The 19877-nt window shown below is 52.4% G+C and carries 21 protein-coding genes; 9 read left to right on the top strand and 12 right to left on the bottom strand.

Annotated elements, in window-relative coordinates; all coding sequences use genetic code 11:
- Positions 1–89: 89 nt before the first annotated feature.
- The 7 genes from AC07N2_RS00540 to phnD all read right to left on the bottom strand — a co-directional run bounded on the left by AC07N2_RS00540 (position 90) and on the right by phnD (position 7454).
- Entirely contained in the window at positions 90–1241 is a 1152-nt protein-coding gene (locus AC07N2_RS00540) for an FAD-dependent oxidoreductase (RefSeq protein ID WP_494776536.1), read from the bottom strand.
- A gap of 371 nt (positions 1242–1612) precedes the next feature.
- The gene (locus AC07N2_RS00535; protein ID WP_494776535.1) at positions 1613–2680 is read right to left on the bottom strand and encodes a porin; all 1068 of its coding nucleotides are present in this window, start codon (positions 2678–2680) and stop codon (positions 1613–1615) included.
- Positions 2681–2899: 219 nt separating this feature from the next.
- Positions 2900–3727 (bottom strand): phosphonoacetaldehyde hydrolase, encoded by an 828-nt coding sequence (gene phnX / locus AC07N2_RS00530; protein WP_494776534.1) that lies wholly within the window; start codon positions 3725–3727, stop codon positions 2900–2902.
- Positions 3728–3764: 37 nt separating this feature from the next.
- On the bottom strand, positions 3765–4853 hold the full coding sequence (gene psrA, locus AC07N2_RS00525; RefSeq protein ID WP_494776533.1) for an iron-containing alcohol dehydrogenase PsrA: 1089 nt from the start codon (positions 4851–4853) through the stop codon (positions 3765–3767).
- A gap of 59 nt (positions 4854–4912) precedes the next feature.
- Positions 4913–5764 (bottom strand): phosphonate ABC transporter, permease protein PhnE, encoded by an 852-nt coding sequence (gene phnE, locus AC07N2_RS00520; protein ID WP_494776532.1) that lies wholly within the window; start codon positions 5762–5764, stop codon positions 4913–4915.
- Positions 5761–6591 carry a phosphonate ABC transporter ATP-binding protein gene (gene phnC, locus AC07N2_RS00515; protein WP_494776531.1) on the bottom strand — a complete coding sequence of 277 codons (831 nt, stop codon included), beginning with the start codon at positions 6589–6591 and terminating at the stop codon, positions 5761–5763. The genes phnE and phnC overlap by 4 nt, the downstream gene beginning before the upstream one ends.
- Complete coding sequence (gene phnD, locus AC07N2_RS00510; protein WP_494776530.1) at positions 6588–7454, bottom strand: phosphonate ABC transporter substrate-binding protein; 867 nt, start codon at positions 7452–7454, stop codon at positions 6588–6590. The genes phnC and phnD overlap by 4 nt, the downstream gene beginning before the upstream one ends.
- Before the next feature lie 167 nt (positions 7455–7621).
- Here phnD and AC07N2_RS00505 point away from each other — a divergent pair, with 167 nt between their 5' ends.
- From AC07N2_RS00505 to AC07N2_RS00490, 4 genes are all read left to right on the top strand, one after another.
- Entirely contained in the window at positions 7622–8488 is an 867-nt protein-coding gene (locus tag AC07N2_RS00505; protein ID WP_494776529.1) for a LysR substrate-binding domain-containing protein, read from the top strand.
- A gap of 107 nt (positions 8489–8595) precedes the next feature.
- Positions 8596–9219: an FMN-binding negative transcriptional regulator gene (locus tag AC07N2_RS00500; RefSeq protein WP_494776528.1), complete on the top strand. Its 624-nt coding sequence runs from the start codon at positions 8596–8598 to the stop codon at positions 9217–9219.
- A 227-nt stretch (positions 9220–9446) separates the two neighbouring features.
- Complete coding sequence (locus AC07N2_RS00495; protein ID WP_494778087.1) at positions 9447–10229, top strand: TetR/AcrR family transcriptional regulator; 783 nt, start codon at positions 9447–9449, stop codon at positions 10227–10229.
- Between the two features lie 80 nt (positions 10230–10309).
- Positions 10310–11008 carry an alpha/beta hydrolase gene (locus AC07N2_RS00490; protein ID WP_494776527.1) on the top strand — a complete coding sequence of 233 codons (699 nt, stop codon included), beginning with the start codon at positions 10310–10312 and terminating at the stop codon, positions 11006–11008.
- 30 nt (positions 11009–11038) lie between these two features.
- Here the strand turns inward: AC07N2_RS00490 and AC07N2_RS00485 are convergent, their stop codons facing one another.
- Both AC07N2_RS00485 and AC07N2_RS00480 read right to left on the bottom strand, forming a co-directional pair.
- The gene (locus AC07N2_RS00485) at positions 11039–11962 is read right to left on the bottom strand and encodes a DUF2145 domain-containing protein (protein WP_494776526.1); all 924 of its coding nucleotides are present in this window, start codon (positions 11960–11962) and stop codon (positions 11039–11041) included.
- On the bottom strand, positions 11959–12414 hold the full coding sequence (locus tag AC07N2_RS00480; protein WP_494776525.1) for a hypothetical protein: 456 nt from the start codon (positions 12412–12414) through the stop codon (positions 11959–11961). The genes AC07N2_RS00485 and AC07N2_RS00480 overlap by 4 nt, the downstream gene beginning before the upstream one ends.
- 248 nt (positions 12415–12662) lie before the next feature.
- Between AC07N2_RS00480 and AC07N2_RS00475 the strand changes: the two genes are divergently transcribed.
- From AC07N2_RS00475 to AC07N2_RS00460, 4 genes are all read left to right on the top strand, one after another.
- Positions 12663–13325, top strand: coding sequence for a DUF3313 domain-containing protein (locus AC07N2_RS00475; RefSeq protein ID WP_494778086.1), 663 nt, complete (start codon positions 12663–12665; stop codon positions 13323–13325).
- A 222-nt stretch (positions 13326–13547) separates the two neighbouring features.
- Positions 13548–13775 carry a ParD-like family protein gene (locus tag AC07N2_RS00470; RefSeq protein WP_494776524.1) on the top strand — a complete coding sequence of 76 codons (228 nt, stop codon included), beginning with the start codon at positions 13548–13550 and terminating at the stop codon, positions 13773–13775.
- Complete coding sequence (gene map, locus AC07N2_RS00465) at positions 13775–14569, top strand: type I methionyl aminopeptidase (protein ID WP_494778085.1); 795 nt, start codon at positions 13775–13777, stop codon at positions 14567–14569. The genes AC07N2_RS00470 and map overlap by 1 nt, the downstream gene beginning before the upstream one ends.
- Before the next feature lie 164 nt (positions 14570–14733).
- The gene (locus AC07N2_RS00460; protein ID WP_494776523.1) at positions 14734–16938 is read left to right on the top strand and encodes an OsmC domain/YcaO domain-containing protein; all 2205 of its coding nucleotides are present in this window, start codon (positions 14734–14736) and stop codon (positions 16936–16938) included.
- Between the two features lie 86 nt (positions 16939–17024).
- Here the strand turns inward: AC07N2_RS00460 and AC07N2_RS00455 are convergent, their stop codons facing one another.
- Genes AC07N2_RS00455 through AC07N2_RS00445 form a run of 3 tightly spaced genes read right to left on the bottom strand, consistent with a single transcriptional unit; the run spans position 17025 to position 19366 of the window.
- Entirely contained in the window at positions 17025–18389 is a 1365-nt protein-coding gene (locus tag AC07N2_RS00455; RefSeq protein ID WP_494776522.1) for a sensor histidine kinase, read from the bottom strand.
- Complete coding sequence (locus AC07N2_RS00450; RefSeq protein WP_076592217.1) at positions 18386–19051, bottom strand: response regulator transcription factor; 666 nt, start codon at positions 19049–19051, stop codon at positions 18386–18388. Before AC07N2_RS00450 ends, AC07N2_RS00455 begins: the two co-directional genes overlap by 4 nt.
- A gap of 12 nt (positions 19052–19063) precedes the next feature.
- Entirely contained in the window at positions 19064–19366 is a 303-nt protein-coding gene (locus AC07N2_RS00445; RefSeq protein WP_494776521.1) for a PepSY domain-containing protein, read from the bottom strand.
- A gap of 122 nt (positions 19367–19488) precedes the next feature.
- Here AC07N2_RS00445 and AC07N2_RS00440 point away from each other — a divergent pair, with 122 nt between their 5' ends.
- Positions 19489–19818, top strand: a complete 330-nt coding sequence (locus AC07N2_RS00440; protein ID WP_494776520.1) for a PepSY domain-containing protein — start codon at positions 19489–19491, stop codon at positions 19816–19818.
- Positions 19819–19877 lie beyond the last annotated feature (59 nt).

The following is a 19877-nucleotide window of genomic DNA, read 5'->3' as shown; positions in this document are numbered from 1 at the left end:
TATCCGGCTTTTTTTATTGGTGTGATCGTTTAATATCGCGTGGCGAACGTCTACTTTCGACCCAAAGCGGACATTGGAGGAAACTAGTGCTAAGAAAAGATTTCTACGACGCTTTGAGGCGCATCCGCTCCGAAAAAGCGCTGATGGTTCCTAAACGTCTGGTCTGCGGCAGCTTCGCTACGGGGAAACAATGCCCGTTCGTACTCTACTAATGCGGCCTCAATATCACTAGGATTTGCACAAATAGCCTTTCCCAATTCGGCTCCATCATATATTGCAAGGTTGGCTCCTTCGCCCGCAAACGGCGACATCAAGTGAGCGGCATCACCCAGTAAGGTCACGCCCGGTATTCGTTCCCATCTATGATTGATTGGAAGAGCATATATCGGCCTTACAACCGGCTTCGTCTCACCATCGGTAATTAGTGCCCTCAACTGAGGAGCCCAGTCATCGAATTCAGCAGCAATGCGTTTTAGTGCCGTTATTGGATTGTTGAAATCAATCTCACTAATCCATGCCTCTGACTTATTCAACGCAATGTAGGTGTGCAAAGTTCCACTCGCGTAACGGTGCGCCAAAATACCTTTCCCTGGTTCCACTGCCATCAGCGTGCCAGTGCCAATTGCGTCTGCGCTTGGCTTATGTCGAGTGTCGCCATTGAAAAGGTTGGTTTCTATGAAGGTGGTGCCTATGTACGTCGGATTTATAGAAGAAAGAAGCGGACGAACTCTTGACCATGCGCCGTCGGCGCCAACCAGCAGGTCGGCAGTTACGGAAGAGCCATCGGAGAATGTCAGTCGATGCCGACCATCATTCAAACGATTGGTTTTTGCGACTTTGTGGCCCCACTTGATGGCATCCACAGGCAATGATTCGATGAGAAGCTGGCGAAGCTCTCCTCTATCTACTTCCGGTTTGGCGAGACTACCCAAACCGGGCTTATCTAATAGAACATTCCCGTGCCTATCGACCACTCGTTTGGCATCCTCACTCGGAAGAATGAGACTAAGGAATTTTTCGTAGAGACCTGCGGCTTTTAATCCCAACTGACCGTTGTATTCGTGAATATCAAGCAACCCACCTTGGTCACGTGCACGCGACGATGTCTCTGCTTCATAAATGGTCGCCTGGATTCCATTGATGTACAGAACACGTGCGAGCGTCAATCCACCCAAGCCAGCACCTACAATTGCAATTTGAGAATTTAATGATGACTTCGACAAGCTGAGAGATTTTTTCATGGCGCGTTCCTATAAATACGGCGCGTCGCGCTAAAGCACAACCGTTCGTAATAAATCCGACAGATGTCGGGGGAAACGCTGGTCAACCCATAAGTGCCGGTTGACGTGTATGCGGTCGTCAGAACTGTGGCTCAGGAGCCAAATGCCGAAACCGTTTTTCGCGGAGTTTTGGAAGTATTACACATTCCTACATTTTGGCAAGCGCACATCGCTGTCACGCTGATGTCCGCTATTGGCCGAAAGCTGACGTATGCTTTCGACTCAAAGCAGACATTGCAAAATTGAGCGCAATGCCTACTTTGAAAGATGTTCACAAAGATTATTTAAAAGGAAGTGAAATTGATATTTCACTTCCTTAAAAATTCTGATTGCTAAAACCGATGCTGGATGCCGGCCATCATACCGGTCTGGTTGTTGGCGTAACCTTTGTCATCACGTGATACACCAATCAGTTGTCCGTTCTTTGCCTTGGCGTAAGCAGCAGTCAAGTACAGATCCGTACGCTTCGACAATGCATACTTCGCGCGTAGTGTGAGCATGTATGGATCTGCATCGGTGTTGGCCGCAACATTCTTGATGTCCTGATAGGAGAGCAGGGCGATCAGGGTCAGCGCCGGAGTAGTTCTGTATGTAAGGCCGCCCCAGTAAAAATTGCTGCGCAAGTCGGTCGCATTATTTGCAAAGGTCTTTTTGTAATTGCGATAGCCAAGATCCAATCCCCAAGTATCGTTGAATTGATAGTCGCCAGCCAGATGCATGATCGTAGCTTTATCGTATGCACCAAAGCCGTTGGCTGCGCCATTCGCGCGTTGCACGGTCGCGGCGAGGTGCAAAGGACCGCGGTCATAACCTGCACCCAGGTCGAATTGGGAGCCAGCTTGCGTGTTGCCGGCAACCTCACCAAAACCATAGTTTGCGCCGACTTTGAAGTCGCCGAATTTGCCCAAGTACTTAACCATATTTGGTGAGTTGGTCACCATGCCATCTTTGCGATCGCCGGTTGCACTGCCTGCAGTCACCCATGAATAAGCGGCCGAATAGCCGGTAGGATCAAATTGCCCGATGAAATCATAGGTGGTGGTGAAAGAACGACCGGCAATGATACGGCCCCAGCTACCTTCCAGTCCGACATTGGCCTGACGGCCGAAAAAATCAGGAGCATCTTGCGCGCCGGTGTCTACCTTGAGGCCACTTTCCAATTGGAATACTGCTTTCAAACCGCCACCCAGATCTTCAACGCCACGGAAGCCCAGACGCGAAGTATTCATCGTGCCGGAGTTCAGCCGGGCTAAACCATCTTTATTCGCATTGGCGTTGTTCACATACTCGACGCCGGTATCCATGATGCCGTAGATGGTGACGTTGGATTGCGCGTAAGCGCCGGTAGCCATCAGGCCGAATGCGGCGAACATTGCTGTCGCCAGTTTTTTCATTTTCATTTTTTAAATCCCTCAAGAATCGGATGTTTTCGTGTGTTGATGCTTGCTTGTGCTGGTTGATGCAATACGACTACGCGGTACAAATTTATTGCCTGCTGCGGATGCGCCCCCTTTCTGTGTTCCATGACTACAGTCTGTAAGGCCCATGACGCGTGTTGCGGCAAAGCTATCCATGCGCACCCATTGCTATAGCAGGTGGGCAGAACGATGCCGGTCGCGTCAGGGCCGCTCCCCCGCTTGCAAGCGAGCCGAGATTTGCTGCACCACGAGAGGCAGGTCGGCGACGCTATCAATCACATAGTGCGCACCAGCCTCACGCAGGCGCTGTTCCGCATTCGCTTTCAGAGTTGCGACCTGTTCCGGCGGCAGTTGCGCCAACTGTTCCTGCGTATGGCCGACTTCATTACCGGACAGGGAAACACCGACGCTCCACATGCCGGCGCGCAAACCTTCATGGATGCCAGGTACGGTGTCATCCACCTTGATGCAGCCGGCCACGTCGCCGATCTTGAGTGCCAGTACATTCGCGAGCGCCATATATGGACCAGGGCGACCACCGGCAGCCAGTTCATCACCGGCAATCACATGATCCGGCGCGATACCTTCTTGCGCCGCCAGTGGCAGCAACACGTCTAGTACCACGCGTGGATAACCGGAACAGGAGCCGACCTTTAAACCTTGCGCACGTAAAGTTTCCAAAGTAGCAGCAGCGCCGGTGATGGCTTGCGAGTATTCGCCGACCTTGGCGATTTGCATCGGCATGAAGCGCGCATAGAGCGCATCGACATCCTGGTCGGTCGGCGGCTTGCCCGTGCATTGCTGCCACTGTGCTGCGATAACGGCGTCATTCAGCAAGGTGCGGATGTGCTGCCATTTGGATAAGCCCATAGGACCGCGCGCCTGTTCCAGGCTGATGTCTATGCCAAAGCTTTTGAATGCATCGACAAAGATTTGGGTCGGTGCCAGTGAACCGTAGTCGACCAGCGTGCCGGCCCAATCGAAGATCACGGCTTCCAGTGGAATGGCCGGTTTGGCGGAGTTGAGCATGATGAATCCTTTGTATTCGTTGTATGAGGGAAGCGTTTTAATTTGCGATGTTGGAAATGAAGTTGCGCCCGCGCGGCCCTTGCAAGGCGAGCTGCACCAGGCCATCCATGCTGTCGACGATGCCGTAGCTGGCAGGATCGGTGCTGACGCCCAGGCCTTCGAGGAAAGCGATCAGGCGCGCGACTGCCGCCTCGGTATGCGTGGCGTCGAAGATACGCAGCAGCAAGGCATCGACTTGCGCATCCTTGCCGAAGGCAAGGCGCATGACGTGCGGTAACGAGAACGAACAGGCGATGCCGTGTACCACGCCGTGCGTCAAAGTAATGTCATATGAAAGTGAATGGGCGAGTGCGGTCTTGGTATTCGAAAAAGCCAAACCCGCCTGCAGCGCGGCACCAGCCATGCGTTCACGCAGGGACAAATTGCCAAGGTCCTGCATCAGCAAGGGCAGGCTTGCCAGGATCTCGCGCGCCGCGCCGAAAGCCAGGCTGGAAGAAACCGGATTGCGATTGACGTTCCAGATAGCTTCCAGGGAATGTGACAGTGCATCGAGTCCACTTGCCAGCGTCGTCGATGCCGGCACACTCAACATTAGCGTCGCATCTATCATTGCAGTCTGCGGCCAGGTCCATGCGCAATGCAGTGAATACTTATTGCCGGCTGCCGCATCCCATACCGTGGCCCATGGCGTCACTTCACTGCCGGTGCCAGCCGTGCTCGGGATGGCAATCAAGGCCTTGGCACCGACGCCGGACAACTGAGCGCCACCACGCAAATGTTCCAGCAGTTCGTCGAAGCGACCCGATGGTGTCGGCGTCAGCATGACCTTGGCACAGTCGATGACACTGCCACCGCCAAGCGCGATGATGCATTCCACATCTGCGTAGCGCTGCCAGATCCGTTCATACATCGCCGCCAGCCAGCTAATGTCAGGATTCGGTTGCACTGCGTTTTCAATGCCGACCAACTGCTTGCCCAGCAAGCTTGCGATCTGTCCTTCGATGCCGAGGGCGGCTGCTTCCGGAAAGGTAATCAGTAGTGCACGCCTGTCACCAAGCAAAGTTGCAAGGCGTGACAAGCCCTTGGTGTCGGTATGAACCGACACCGGATTGTGATAATTCCACATGGTTTGTTTTTTCTAGAGTGAAAGTTCAGATGAACTCCCAGGACTTACACCGCGCAATATCAGTGCGTGTGACCGTCCTGGATCATTTGCCGCAGGCGGCTCGATAGTGTGTCTGCGACCACTACCATCAGGGTCACCACGACGATGCAGGTCGCAGTTTCCTGGTACTTGAATAGCTTGAGGCTGTTGACCAGTTCAAAGCCGAGACCACCGGCGCCGACCATGCCCAATACAGTGGCTTGGCGCAGATTGACTTCGAAGCGATACAGCACGGTTGCAATCCACGCGGTGATGACTTGCGGCAGCACGCCGAAGGCAATGACTTGCAGCGGACCTGCGCCGGTAGCACGCAATGCTTCGAGTGGACCTTCGTCGATTTCTTCTATGCTTTCAGCAAAGAATTTGCCGACCATGCCGATGCCGTGCAATGCCAATGCCAGCACACCAGGGAAGGGACCAAGGCCGACAGCCGAAACGAAGATCAAGGCCAGGATCAATTCATTGATGCTGCGTGTGATGTTGAGGAACTGGCGCACGGTCTGGTAGACGAGGCGATTTTTATTCAGGTTACGTGCCGCGAGGAAGGACACCGGAATCGCGCCAAGTACGCCTAGCAATGTGCCCCACAATGCGATCTGCAAGGTCTCGATCGCAGGACCGACCAGCGAGCCGAGTATGCTCCAGTTCGGCGGAAAGGAACGACTGAGGAAGTCACCGATTTGCGGCAAGCCATTCGCCAGTTCCGTCCAGCTCAGTTGCGTGCCGCGCGCGCTCCATGCCAGCACGAAAGCAGTCAATACGACAGCGGCGATGCACAGCAACCAGGAACGTATGGTCAGTGGGCGTGGACCAGTCCAGATGTAGTTGTGATAGCTCGCGTCGTCGCGCGTTGCTCGTAGTGATGCACTCATGATAAAGCTCCTTGCAAAGACAGCTCTGCGGGATGCTGGATTTCACTATGTGTGGCGCCGTTGGTAGCTATTTGCGTTTCTTGCGCCTTATCGAAGCCGCCATAAATCAGGTTGATATGCGATTCCCTCAGCTCACTGCTGCGACCATCGAACACCAGCTTGCCGCCGGCGAGGCCGACTATGCGATCACCGAATTCCCGTGCGTATTCAACCTGATGCAAATTGCAGATCACGGTGATGCCCAGTTCGCGGCAAGCATCGCGCAAGTATTGCAATACCAGGTGCGCGGTTTTTGGATCAAGGCTGGCGATAGGTTCATCGGCCAATATGACTTTCGGCTGCTGTGCCAGTGCACGTGCAATACCGACGCGCTGACGCTGGCCGCCGGACAACGCATCGGTACGTTCGCCGGCCTTGTGTTCCAGTTCGACCCGGCGCAGGCAATCCATCGCCAGCGCCACATCCTGTTTCGAAAACAATTGCAGCAGGGAAGACAGTGTCGACACCTGACCGAGACGACCGGTCAATACATTCTTCAGCACTGATAAGCGCGGCACTACATTGTGATGCTGGAAGATCATTGCCACTTGCTGACGCAATCCGCGCAGATTGCGACGGCTGCCGGTGTTCGTCGCATCAAAGCCGGCGACGGACAATTCACCACCGCTCGGTGTAATCAAGCCATTGATACAACGCAGCAGAGTAGATTTGCCGGCACCCGACGGGCCGAGGATTACCAGGAATTCACCGGGTACGACATCAAGGTCGATACCGCGCAGCACGACATTCTTGCCGTATTGCTTGGTGAGGGAACGGATCTTGATCATTTCATCCCCTTGAGATCAAGGTTGAGTATCTTGGCCGCATCACGCACGACGTTGTAAGCGCTGTCATCGGTCGCGACAAAACCATTCAAGACACCCTGGTCGCCCCATTTGACGTCCTTGATATTGGCGAAAGCTGCGGCGATCTTTTTCTTCAGTGCCGGATCCAGATCCTTGCGCCAGACCATAGGCGACTCCGGGATATCAGGTGAAGCCCAGATAATATTGAAATCGGATTCCTTGACCACGCCCTTGGCAATCGCGGAAGCCAGGATACGATCCGCCACTGCGGCAGCGTCTACCTTCTTATTCGCCACTGCCAAAATACTGGCGTCATGTGAACCTGAGAAAATCACGCGGGAAAAGTATTTGTTTGGATCGATATTGTTTTTACGCAGGCCGGCGCTCGGGAAAAGATGGCCGGAAGCAGAAGTCGGATCAACGAAAGCCATGGTCTGGCCTTTCAGTTGTTCGATGTTTTGTATACCGCTGTCCTTGCGCACGATGATCAAGCTCTTGTAGAAGCTCTTGCCGTTCTTCTTGGTTTCGGCGACGGAGAAAGCTTCAACGTTAGCGACCGAGCTGGCGAGTACATAAGAGAAAGGGCCGAGATAGGCGACGTCCAGTTTCTTCGCACGCAAAGCTTCGATGATGCCGTTGTAGTCGGTTGCGATGAACGGCTTGACCGGCATGCCCAGTTGGTCCTGCAGGCTGCTGATGACTTGCTTGCTGTTTTCCAGCATGGCTTGCGCATCTTCTGCCGGAATCAGGCCGATGGTCAGTGTCGGTGCTGCCAATGCAGGTTGGGTCAAGAGCGAGACACTGAGAACGCTCATGCAGAGTGCTAAAAGAAAACGTCGTTTCATGATTGATCCTTAATCGTTGCCGTGTTGGTCGGTGTAAGCCGGAGTAACTGAAAACAAATACGGAATTGGATTTGTTTTGAACACGTGCAAGGTTAAGGACGTTTTATGACAGTCTTATTATCGAAATAATATAAAATGTGGCATCAAAGTATAGATAAAAGCTATAGATGACTTCTGCCCAACTCCGCGCCTTCCTTGCCGTCGCTCGCCACCGTGGCTTTTCCGCTGCTGCGCGTGCGCTCGGCTTGAGTCAGCCGACCTTAACTACTCAAGTGCAAGCGCTGGAGCGTGAGTACAACGTGGAATTATTTTTTCGGCGTGGACGCAGGATAGATCTCAGTGAAACCGCACAACGTTTGTTACCGATCGCACAAAATATTGCCGAGCTGGAAGTCGATGCGCTCAACCTATTGGTCAATTCGGGGACGCTGCATGCAGGAAGTTTGCGTATAGGTGCGGTGGGCCCATTCCATGTCATCGAAATGGTGGATGTTTATCGCGCGCGCTATCCCAAGGTGGAGTTGTCTATCAAGCTGGGCAACTCGGCACAATCGCTCAATGACCTGGAAAACTATGTCACCGACGTCGCGATACTGGCCAATTTTTCGAATGACGCACGCTTTATAAGCGTGCCTTATGCCAAACATCCGGTAGTACTGTTTGCGCACATCGATCACCCGTTCGCCAAACGCGACTCCGTGACGCTGAAGGAACTGGAGCACCAGCCGCTGCTCATGCGCGAACGAGGGTCTACCACGCGCCTGGCCTTGGAAGCGGCGCTAGAAAAAGTCGGTGTACAGCCGCAAGTGGTGATGGAAATCGGTAGTCGCGAAGCGCTGCGTGAAGCAGTAGCGCGTGGACTGGGTTTGGGTACTGTCTCGGATGCGGAATTCATTCCGGACCCGCGTTTTCGCAAAGTGTACATACAGGGAGATCCTGTCAGCACGCATACCTATGTGTATTGCCTGGCCGAACGGCGTGCAGGTCGCTTGGTCGGATCTTTTATGGATATCGCCGAACAGCGTGCTCTGTGATTCCTGCCTTCAGAACTGAACGCTTGTAAGCAGCGGTGCTGGATCCCGCTCGCAATATAAAGTCGCATCAGCAGTATAAAATCATGAATCCGACGATAGGAGGTTCCATGTACGTACCCAGCCATTTTGAAGAATCGCGCCAAGAAGTTTTGCATGACTTTATCGCGACTCATCCATTCGGTGCGCTTATTACGCATGGCGCCGACGGCTTGGATGCAAACCATATTCCTTTCGAGCTGGATGCCAAAGTAGGTGAACGAGGTTTGTTGCGTGCGCATGTGGCGCGTAACAACCCTGTCTGGCAGTCCATACAGAACGGGGATGATGTGCTGATTATCTTTCGCTCGGAAGATGCCTATGTCTCTCCCAATTGGTATCCCAGTAAACATGAAGCACACAAACAAGTTCCGACATGGAATTACCGTGTGGTTCATGCTCATGGTCGCATCACCGTTCATGACGATGAGAAATATGTACGTGGTGTCGTCGCGCGATTGACCAGAAATTTTGAGGCGAGCGAAGCCATACCTTGGAAGATGGGTGATGCACCTCAAGACTACATAGACATGATGCTAAAAGCCATCGTGGGTATTGAAATCGACATTACTCGATTGGTAGGAAAATTCAAACTAAGCCAGAATCGGGAAGACCGTGATCGACTGAATGCAGGCAAAGTATTAGTCGATAAGGGAAGCAGCATCTTGGGTAACGCAATGCTGAATGCCAAGTAATCATTGGAATGGTCGGCAACTTTTAGTCGTTCACTGAATATCCGCTTCTGGCCGATAACGGACATTTCAGTATTGAATGATATCCAAGTGATATCACATCAATCATTGCAAGTATCCTATTCACTTTGACAGACAGGATTGTCGCCTCAGCATAGGTTCGTTTCCTATGCAAATCATTGTCTATGCTGACGAGCAGCGGATGACTGCTGCCTGAATTCTATTGATTGATGATTACACGATGGTCTAAACTAATGACCAGTCGTTCATTTAAGTGTCGCTGTCGTTATCAGCGCAGCCGTGTCGATCTAGAAAAACAAATCACGAACAGAGCAATCAGCAATACAAAAACAGCTATGACATCAATTTCAAAAAAACAAGCCAGCGCAGAAAAATCCAGTGTGACAAAAACGCGCGTGCGTTTGTTGCCGGAAGTGCGCCGTCGGCAGATTCTGGATGCAGCACTGATCGAATTTGGTTCGCTGGGCTTTACTGCAGCGAGTATTTCAAAGATCGCCCAACGCGCGGGTACATCCAAGGCCAACCTCTACGTGCACTTTGCCAACAAGGATGAAATTTTCGAAACCTTGCTCAAAGATTTGCTCGCTCCATCACAAGGATTTTGGCAGCACGTGCAAGGAGATCTAAACCTCGATGAGCAGATTGATGCATTTATCGATAATACGTATGCGGGTCTCACACCTCAGACGATTGAAGTCATCCGACTTGTGATCTCAGAGAGTCACCGTGTGCCGGCATTGATCCAGCGATGGCACGAAGAAACCGTGATGCCGGCGCGGGCCGAACAGCAACGTCAGATTGATCAGTATGTGGCGAAGGGTGAGATGTTTGCGAATCCGCTCACTGACAACTTTAGTTTCGTCATGGCACCGGTGTTCTATGCGGCTGTCGCAAAAATGATCTTTGATCCGACTATGGCCGAGAGCGAGTATCAGAAGATCAAGGAAACACATCGCAAGGTGTTGCATATGCTGTTGAAGCCGCAAACGTAATGCTCATGGCATTGAGTATGTGAATACGTTGGGTCGCGGCAGTTGGTGAAATTTCTTTCATTGCAGATTGGAGATCGATCATGAACAACAAGCCTACGATTATTTTGGTACATGGTTTTTGGGGTGGTGCTGCACATTGGAGCAAGGTCATTCTTGAGCTGTCACGCAAGGGCTACACATCTATTTACGCGGTTGAATTACCACTCACATCGCTGGCAGATGATGCCGAACGCACGCGAAAAATGATCGCCCAACAACAAGGTCCAGTCTTGCTGGTCGGTCACTCGTATGGTGGTGCCGTCATTACGGAAGCGGGGGATCAGCCGAACGTCATTGGTCTGGTGTATATCGCAGCATTTGCTCCTGACGCTGGAGAAAGCGCCGGTGGCATTACCCAAGAACATCCGCCTGTTGCTGTACAAAATCTTGCGCCTGATAGCGATGGTTATTTATGGGCCAAGCAGAATAAATTCCACGAAAGCTTTTGTCAGGATCTGACGCCGGACGAAGGGCTGGTGATGGCGGTCACGCAAAAAGCTCCTCTTGCCAGCACCTTCGGCGACACGATCACTGCGCCTGCATGGAAAAAGAAACCATCGTGGTATCAAATTTCAAGTGAAGACAGAATGATCGCGCCAGTGAATCAGGAGCGGATGTCAGCACGGCTAGGTGCTAGAAAAATCATCACGTTGAAAGCAAGTCATGCTTCGCTGGCGTCGAAGCCGGTAGAAGTCACTGCATTGATCGATGAGGCTGCGACGGAAGCATTGAAAGGCTAACAGGCTCGCATCTATTTGCCTGGAAGCCAATCATCCATCTAGATCAACGATTCGGTCGCCTTCGCCGGGTATGCAGCCATCGGCGATAGGTGACCAGCCATGATGTACGACGACGCGCTTGCCATCGTGGCAAATTTCGACGCGTTCACTAGCGGGAAATTTTTCTTGGACGAATGTTTCGACGGTAGCCGGTAAACTGATCTTCAGTTTCATCGCGTAGCGGTCATCCTCGGGATGATCATCAAGATGCAATAGCGGCACAAAGCTTGATGCAAACATCAGCCAGTGCGAATTGACAGCGACCGGTTCCGGCGCATAACCAGCCTGACGCAGCCAAAGCTGCGCGCGCTCGCGCAGATCGTCACCATCGGATAAATTACCCCATGCTGCTGCAAGTATTTCCATCACCCACTGATTGCAATTCTGATAGCTCAAGCCGTATGCATAAGCGTTGGCACTATAGCTCGCTGCCAGCAATCGCAGTGCGCGCGTTTTATCGAGCGATGTGACTTTAAGCATCTGCGCTGGATCGGATGGCAGCTTCACGATCGAGATGTAGCCCAGCGCTGGATTGTCGATGCCCATCGCGAATCCGGCGACGCCCTGATCATAGATGCGTGGACGTTCTTCATCGCAAGCATAGTAGAGCTGGCGCGCAGTCCATGTCGCGTCATCATCGCGCCATGCGATGGCGGTATGTGAGTAACGGATATTAAAGCGCGACAAGTCCAGGCCGGAGCGACTGATTAATGCTGCGCCGCTATTCGTCGCAGCCAACTCATCACGGACGACAGCTGCAAAGCGCAGCACGCGATCTTGCTGACTCGCGGTGAGTTGTTGGGTTCGATCACAAAAGTTCGATAGGGCCGAGGAACCTGATGCAGCATTTGCTGTGCCGACCACCGCAACAGTCGCGGCGATCAGCAAGGATGCAAGTAGACGACGTACTCTCACAGACCAACTAAGCGCGGAGCAAGTTCGTCATGCCAATTGTCGGCGAGGACAAGGTAGAACGCTTCTCGCGTATCACCACGGGCGAACTCCAAACCGTATACGCGGTTTTGCGCATAGACGAGATCACCGCGACCTAGAGCTTGCTTGTCCATCACGGCTGCTGGCAGATCCAGCACGATGCGTTGCTGTGTATCGTCAGCCTGCATCGTGACCCGGCGGAAATCAGCTTTGCCAGGTGCCTCAGCCACGTCGGTGATGCGGTAATCACCATCGGCTCTCTTCTCATCTCTACTCGAACTGTTGCTTGAATCATGCAACGAGCCTGACACGCTGCCGCTGGAGGCAGAACCAGCACTCGAGGCTGACGATGCAAAACTCTCTGCCTGTGCGTGGAACGCGGAGCCTGTCATTACAAGAAAGCAGGCGAGGCGAAGGCTAGGTGGGAAGTTCATGGTGATGCTCCTTTTCTTATTACATAAAACCAATGTGAGTTGTCTGACTGTCAACGTGACTGCAGAGTTCTGACGCGGCATAGCGCCAGCATCTCACATTGCTGAGAAAAATACTAATGACCAATCGGTCATTAGTGATGATACACTATTTAATGATCGATCGGTCAGTAATGTATCTGGTGATGTCTTCCATCGCTTTTACGTCTTCAGCGCCGGTCTATCTCCCCTTTGACCCTATAGGAAATATCATGAATAAGTTCTCAACAATCGCTTTGCCCTTGGCCTGTATTTCGTTCATTACACTGGCTGGTTGCGCTAGTACAGCACCTGTTCCGTACGTCAAACTCAACTCCGCACCTCAACTGCAACCGAACTCGCAAAAGGACGCCGACAAAACGCCTTATGTCTATTCTTCGAATGTGAATTGGACGGACTATTCCACCATCGTCATGGAGCCGGTCACTATCTACAACGGACCTGATCATCAGTTTGGAGATTTGTCGGAAGCCGACAAACAGGAACTTGCCAACTATATGGACGCAAGGTTCAAAAAAGTATTGAGCGAACGGTTTCGGATCGCCACCAACACAGGACCCAATACTCTCAAGTTGCGATTGACCTTGACCGGTGCAGGCACCAACACCGCGGTGGCATCGACGGTTACGCGTTTTGACTTGGCCGGTATGCCTTACAACGTTGTTCAATCAGCGCGCGGGAAAGAAGGAATCTTTATGGGATCAGTCAGCTATTCGGTGGAAATTTATGATGCGACAAGCAACCAACTCTTGAAAGCATACGTGACGAAGCAGTATCCCAATGCGATGAATATTGCGGCGACTTTCGGCTCACTGAGCGCTGCCAAAACCGGTATAGAAAAAGGGGCGGATGCCTTGGTCGCTCAGTTGAAATAGTCATCTGGCCGTACAGACAATTCACATTCCTTATGCGCAAGGATGTATGTCATGTGAAGCTGAAGGAGGGGTGCGCCTTAGTGGAAATGGCGCACCTTTTTCATTTGATTCCTGCAAATGTTGCAATGTAGTCCACGAGCGTAGCTCTCTCGTCAAAAACGTAAGTCATGTTAATATACGTTTTATATACGGTTAACTACATTTCATATAAATAGGCATTACATGGGTATCGTCAAAATCACGGAGCAGATGCATACGAATCTGCGACTCACTAGCGGAGCAATGAGCCGCTCTATCAACTCGCAAGCCGAGCACTGGCTGCGCGTCGGGATGATGGCAGAGTTAAATCCCGGTCTTTGTTATAACGAGATCTGCCAAAAATTAAGAGAAGCCGAACCGCAAGCTGCGGAGTCGCCGCAAGAAATAACACTATCGCTTGAGAAGGCATGATGGCCGCTCAAGTCGAAATCAAAACGCCTTCCGATATTGCGATGCTAAGGAAGTCTGGGGCATTGGCGGCACAAGTCCTCAGCATGCTTGTTGAACACGTCAGACCCGGCGTCACGACCAATGAGTTGGACCAACTATGTCACGATTACATCGTTGATGTGCTTGATGCAGTGCCCATCAATATCGGCTATCACGGCTACCCTAAAACGATATGTGCATCGGTCAATCACGTCATCTGTCACGGCATACCTTCCGACAAGCCATTGAAGAACGGCGATATCGTCAACATCGACGTGGCATTGACGAAGGACGGATGGCATGGCGATACCAGTCGCATGTATTTTGTGGGGCAGCCCAGCATCCTGGCCAAACGTTTGGTAAATACAACCTACGAAGCGATGCGTGCGGGAATCCTCGCAGTAAAGCCGGGCGCAACTTTAGGCGATGTTGGTTATGCGATTCAATCAGTCGCGCACAAGGAAGGTTTCAGCGTGGTCCGCGAATATTGTGGTCACGGTATAGGCAAGATTTACCACGAGGACTTGCAGGTGCTGCACTACGGTCAGCCGGGCACAGGCCTGAAGCTGCAAACCGGGATGGTATTCACGATAGAACCCATGATTAACGCGGGCAAACGACATTCAAAAGAAATGCCCGATGGATGGACAGTCGTTACCAAGGATCACTCCCTCTCTGCGCAATGGGAGCACATGGTTGCCGTGACAGAAACAGGCTTTGAAGTTCTAACGCAGTGGCCTGATGGATACGGAGATTATTCTCCGCTCGTTCCCTGATTCGAATCCTGCCTATGTTGGCCATGTCCAACGCCATGGCCTTTCTCTAGCAATTTATCCGTATTCATCGCGTTTGTGGCAAGCATCGATGGATTACACGGCATCGGCGCGGTGACGGATAATAGCGCCTACCTCATTTTGAGCATCATTTTTGGAATTCCCCCATGGAAATTAAAGTCAACTTTCTCGACAAGCTGCGTCTTGAAGCCAAGTTCGATGACTTCACAGTAATCGCCGATCAGCCTATCCGCTATAAAGGCGATGGTTCGGCGCCCGGTCCCTTCGATTACTTTCTGGCTTCATCGGCCTTGTGTGCGGCTTACTTCGTGAAGTTGTACTGCAACACTCGCAATATCTCTACCGAAAATATCCGCCTGTCGCAGAACAATATTGTTGATCCAGAAAACCGTTACCAACAGATTTTCAAGATTCAAGTTGAATTACCGGCAGATATCTCGGAGTCAGACCGCCGAGGTATCTTGCGTTCCATCGAGCGTTGCACGGTGAAAAAAGTGGTGCAAGCCGGACCCGAGTTTGTGATTGAAGAAGTAGAGAGTCTGGATGCCGATGCACAGTCCTTGCTGACCTTGAAGCCGGACGCTGACGCTGCCACCTATATCCCGGGCAAGGATCTGCCGCTGGAACAAACCATCGCGAATATGTCGGGCGTGTTGGCGAATTTGGGTATCAAGATTGAAATTGCTTCATGGCGCAACATCATTCCGAATGTGTGGTCGCTGCATATCCGTGATGCGCATTCGCCTATGTGTTTTACCAACGGCAAGGGTGCGACCAAGGAAAGCGCGCTGGCATCGGCGCTGGGTGAGTATATCGAGCGACTCAATAACAACCATTTCTATGCCGGATCGTTTTGGGGCGAAGACATCGCCAACGCGGAGTTTGTACATTATCCAAACGAGCGCTGGTTCAAGCCTGGTCGCAAGGATGCGCTGCCGACTGAGATTCTGGATGAGTACTGCCTGCAAATTTACAATCCCGATGGCGAGTTGCGTGGTTCGCATCTGATCGACACTAACTCTGGCAATGCGCAGCGCGGTATCTGTTCGCTGCCATATGTGCGGCAGTCGGACGGCGAGGTGGTGTATTTCCCATCCAATCTGGTCGAAAATCTTTACGTCAGCAATGGCATGAGTGCCGGTAATACGCTGGTCGAAGCACAGGTGCAATGTCTGTCCGAAATTTTCGAACGTGCAGTCAAACGTGAAATTCTCGAAGGCGAAATTGCCTTGCCCGATGTACCGCAAGAAGTGCTGGCGAAATATCCAGGAATTCTGGCAGGGATCAAGGGTTTGGAAGAGCAGGGCTTTCCGGTGCTGGTGAAAGATGCATCGCTCGGTGGAACTTATCCCGTGATGTGCGTCACCTTGATGAACCCCCGCACAGGTGGCGTGTTTGCCTCGTTCGGCGCGCATCCAAGCTTGGAGGTCGCGCTGGAACGTAGTCTGACGGAATTGCTGCAAGGGCGCAGTTTTGAAGGCTTGAACGATTTGCCACGGCCTACCTTTACAAGTGAAGCCGTGACTGAGCCATATAACTTCGTTGAACACTTCATTGATTCCAGCGGCATCGTGTCGTGGCGTTTTTTCAGTGCCAAAGCCGATTACGATTTTGTCGAATGGGATTTTTCTGGTCACGGAGAAAATTCCAATGCCGACGAAGCCGCGACCTTGTTCGGCATACTCGAAGGTATGGGTAAAGAGGTGTACACGGCGGTGTATGACCAGCTGGGTGCTACTGCTTGCCGGATTTTGGTGCCGGGTTACTCAGAAATTTATCCGGTAGATGATTTGATCTGGGATAACACCAACAAAGCACTGTTGTTCCGCGCCGATATTTTGAACCTGCATCAGCTGGACGATGACAGTCTGGAAGCACTGCTTGATCGTTTAGAGAACAATGAGCTGGATGATTACGGCGACATCGCCACATTGATCGGTATTGAGTTTGACGAGAATACGGAATGGGGACAGCTGACAGTGCTCGAGTTGAAGTTGCTGATCAATCTCGCTTTGCAGCAATTTGAAGAGGCGCATGATTTGGTGGGCGCCTTCCTGCAATACAACGACAACTCAGCCGAGCGCGGATTGTTTTATCAGGTTTTGAATGTAGTGTTGGAAGTGCTGCTCGACGACGACATGGAACTGGACGACTACGTGGTCAATTTCCGCCGCATGTTTGGCGACGCTCGGATGGATGCAGTATTGGGTGCAGTGGACGGCAGCGTACGCTTCTTCGGCTTGACGCCAACGAGTATGAAACTCGAAGGGTTAGACAGACACCATCGCTTGATCGACAGCTACAAAAAATTGCACAAGGCTAGAGCAAACGCGGCGGCTATAGCCAGTTAGGATTGCGAGTCATGGCTGGTGTGTTGATGCCGGCTTACGACTCAAATTCCAACTGAGGATGACAGGGTTGGTTGGTCGGACTGATCTCAGGTTGAACGCACCGCCATTGGCCAAGTCAGCACTATCTTCAAGCCGCCCAAGGCGCTGTGTGTGAGCTGCATCTGGCCATTGGTTGCATCTACCAGTTCGCGCGCGATGATGAGGCCGAGTCCGTGATGACCGGGGCCAGCCTCGTCTAGTTTGCCGCGATGTTGCAGGGTGTGCAGTGTGCCTGCATCGACACCCTTGCCATCATCTTCTATTACCAACTCAACGTTGCCATCTGCAGTCATCTGCCCTTGCATGCAGACGCGGCGTCGGGCGAAGCGCGCAGCATTTTCCATCAAGGCACCCAGCAATTCCTTCAGATCATCGAGCGGCACTGGCACACTCAGCGATGCAGGAATATCGATATCAAACACCAGCGATTCACCAACCGCGGTATGTTCAATCACACCGACGATTTGTTCTGCAGCTTGTTGTGGTGACGATGCGCTGGCGTAGAGATTGTTGCGTACGCTATCCACACGCAAGCGGCTGAGCTCAGCATTGACCGCCATGGTCATCGCACTGATCGCATGTTCGATACCGTCAGCCGCCTCGCTTGCACCGGCTGCTCGGGCGCGATTGCTTTGTGCTTCCAGTGCCGCCAGTGGCGTCTTCAGCGAATGTGCCAGATCGGCAGCGCGACGTTTGGCGCGCGTCAGATCGGCTTCGCGTGCATCCGCCAGGCGGTTGATGGCGTCTATCAATGGCGCTATTTCCTGAGGATGCGCATTGGTAAGGCGCGATGCAGGATGGTTCTGCAAGCGCAGCAATTCATGTCGCAATCTACCTAAAGGTTTGAGCCCAACGCTTACCTGCAAGGCGGCTGCGGCAACCAGTACCGCGCCAAGTATGGCGAGAAACAAACCGAGGTCATGACCAAATTCCTTGCGCGCTACATATTGCTGGACCTTGTCTTGCGCTAGCTGCAGCAGTATTGGGGGTGTATCAGCTGATAGCAATATGCTGCGTTCCAACAAGAACAGTCGCTGCCCGAAAGGGCCGTCGATGGTGCGGGTACGCCAGTTGCTAAGCGGAGGTGCAGGAGTTGGTAGTGGCAGCGATTCATCCCACAGTGAACGTGAACGTTGCATGCCCTTGGAGTTGCTCACTTGCCAGTACAGTCCGCTGGACGGCAAGTTGAAGCGCGGATTGGCTGGTGCTTCATCCACTTGTGGTTCTTGATTGGGACTCAGCCTCAAATCAGATAACAGAATGATGGCTTCGTTTTCCAACTCCACTGCTACGCGTCGTTCGATGTGACGGGCAAACAGCCAGGTCATGACGAACCACGCAATCAGCATCGCAATCAGGACGGCGAAGGCCGCCGACAGCAACAGGCGTAAGCGAAGCGAGCGAGTGCTCAATCGCCTGATCCCGACAACATGTAGCCGAAGCCGCGACGGGTTTCAATCAGGTCGGCGCCGAACTTGCGCCGCATGCGCAACACCAGTGCCTCGATGGCATTGGTATCGCTACCTTCGTTGTCGCCGTACAAATGCTCGGCCAGTTCACCAGCTGATACTGGTCGTCCGGGTTGATGTGCGAGGTAAGAGAAAAATCGAAATTCCAGCGGTGACAAGCGTACCGGCTGATTATCCACGGTAGCCGTCATGCGTCGGGTATCCAGCGTCAATGCACCGCAAGTCAGGATAGGATCGGCGTGACCGGCCGCACGACGCACCAGTGCTCGCGTGCGTGCAATTAATTCGGCGACTTCAAAAGGCTTGGCCAGATAGTCATCGGCACCGGTTTCTATGCCCTCGACTTTTTCAGCCCAGTTGCTGCGCGCCGACAGGATCAAGACCGGGAAAGTACGCTTGGCCGCACGCCAGCGCTTGAGTACAGATAAGCCATCGAGCTGAGGCAGACCGAGATCGAGGATGGCGACATCGAATTCTTCGACATCGCCTTTGAACCAAGCGTCATTGCCATCGCGCGACCAGTCAACTACGAAGCCGGCTTCTTGCAGCGCCTGCAACACATGCTGACCGACGTCAGGATCATCTTCTACCAGCAATGCTCTCATCAGTGATTTCTTTCAATCATCGTCTTTGATGCTCAGCAGTGTACCGTTGCGGGCATCCACGCGCACCTTGCGGACCTGGCCATTGGCGCTCAACACTTTCAGCTTGTATTCCAGCCGCTTGCTATCGAGCTCTACCTTGATCACTTCACCAGAAACCTGTGTTGCGGTTCGCGACAGTATGGTCGACAACGGCAAGATCTGCCCGCGTTGCAAGGCTTCATAAGCGACGTCGTGATCCTTGTCTTTACCCGATACGAGCAATGGCAGCCCTATCGGGACGAGCAGGAGCAAGGAGATGAAAAGTTTTTTCAGCATGACGAACACTATACAGAAGGGCTGGCTGACATTTACCTGACGCTGCATGCGAGGCTGGTGTCAGCTTGCCTTGCGTATAACGGAAGTTGTCAATTCCGGCAGTCATACAAAGAGGTTTCCAAATGGACAAAAATGTCATCAAATTTACAGTCGTCTTAGCCATCATAGCGGTCCTCGCCTTTGCGGTACAAGCCGGGCCGGCTGTAGCACAACCCGCACCGATTGCTACACCAAGCACGCTGGCGCCGATTTCCACTGCTGGCACGCTTAGCTACGAAGAGCTGGAACGCCGCGTCACGGCGCAAGGATTGCAGATTAGAAAAGCGGAAGTACGTGGTCTGTTGCTCAAGGTAACTGCCTACGACAATCAGCATCGCAAGGTGAAAATGATGCTGGATCGCCGTACTGGCGAAGTCATGGCGCGTGAAATTTCATTCAAAAAAATGAAATAACGTTAAGAATAATGCTGAAATCGATCGATGGCGGTGACCGAGTGATGAGCAAAACAAAG

The sequence above is a fragment of the Herminiimonas sp. GW821-FHT09C12 genome (genome assembly GCF_059416385.1).
This window is presented reverse-complemented; position numbering and strand designations above follow the sequence as displayed.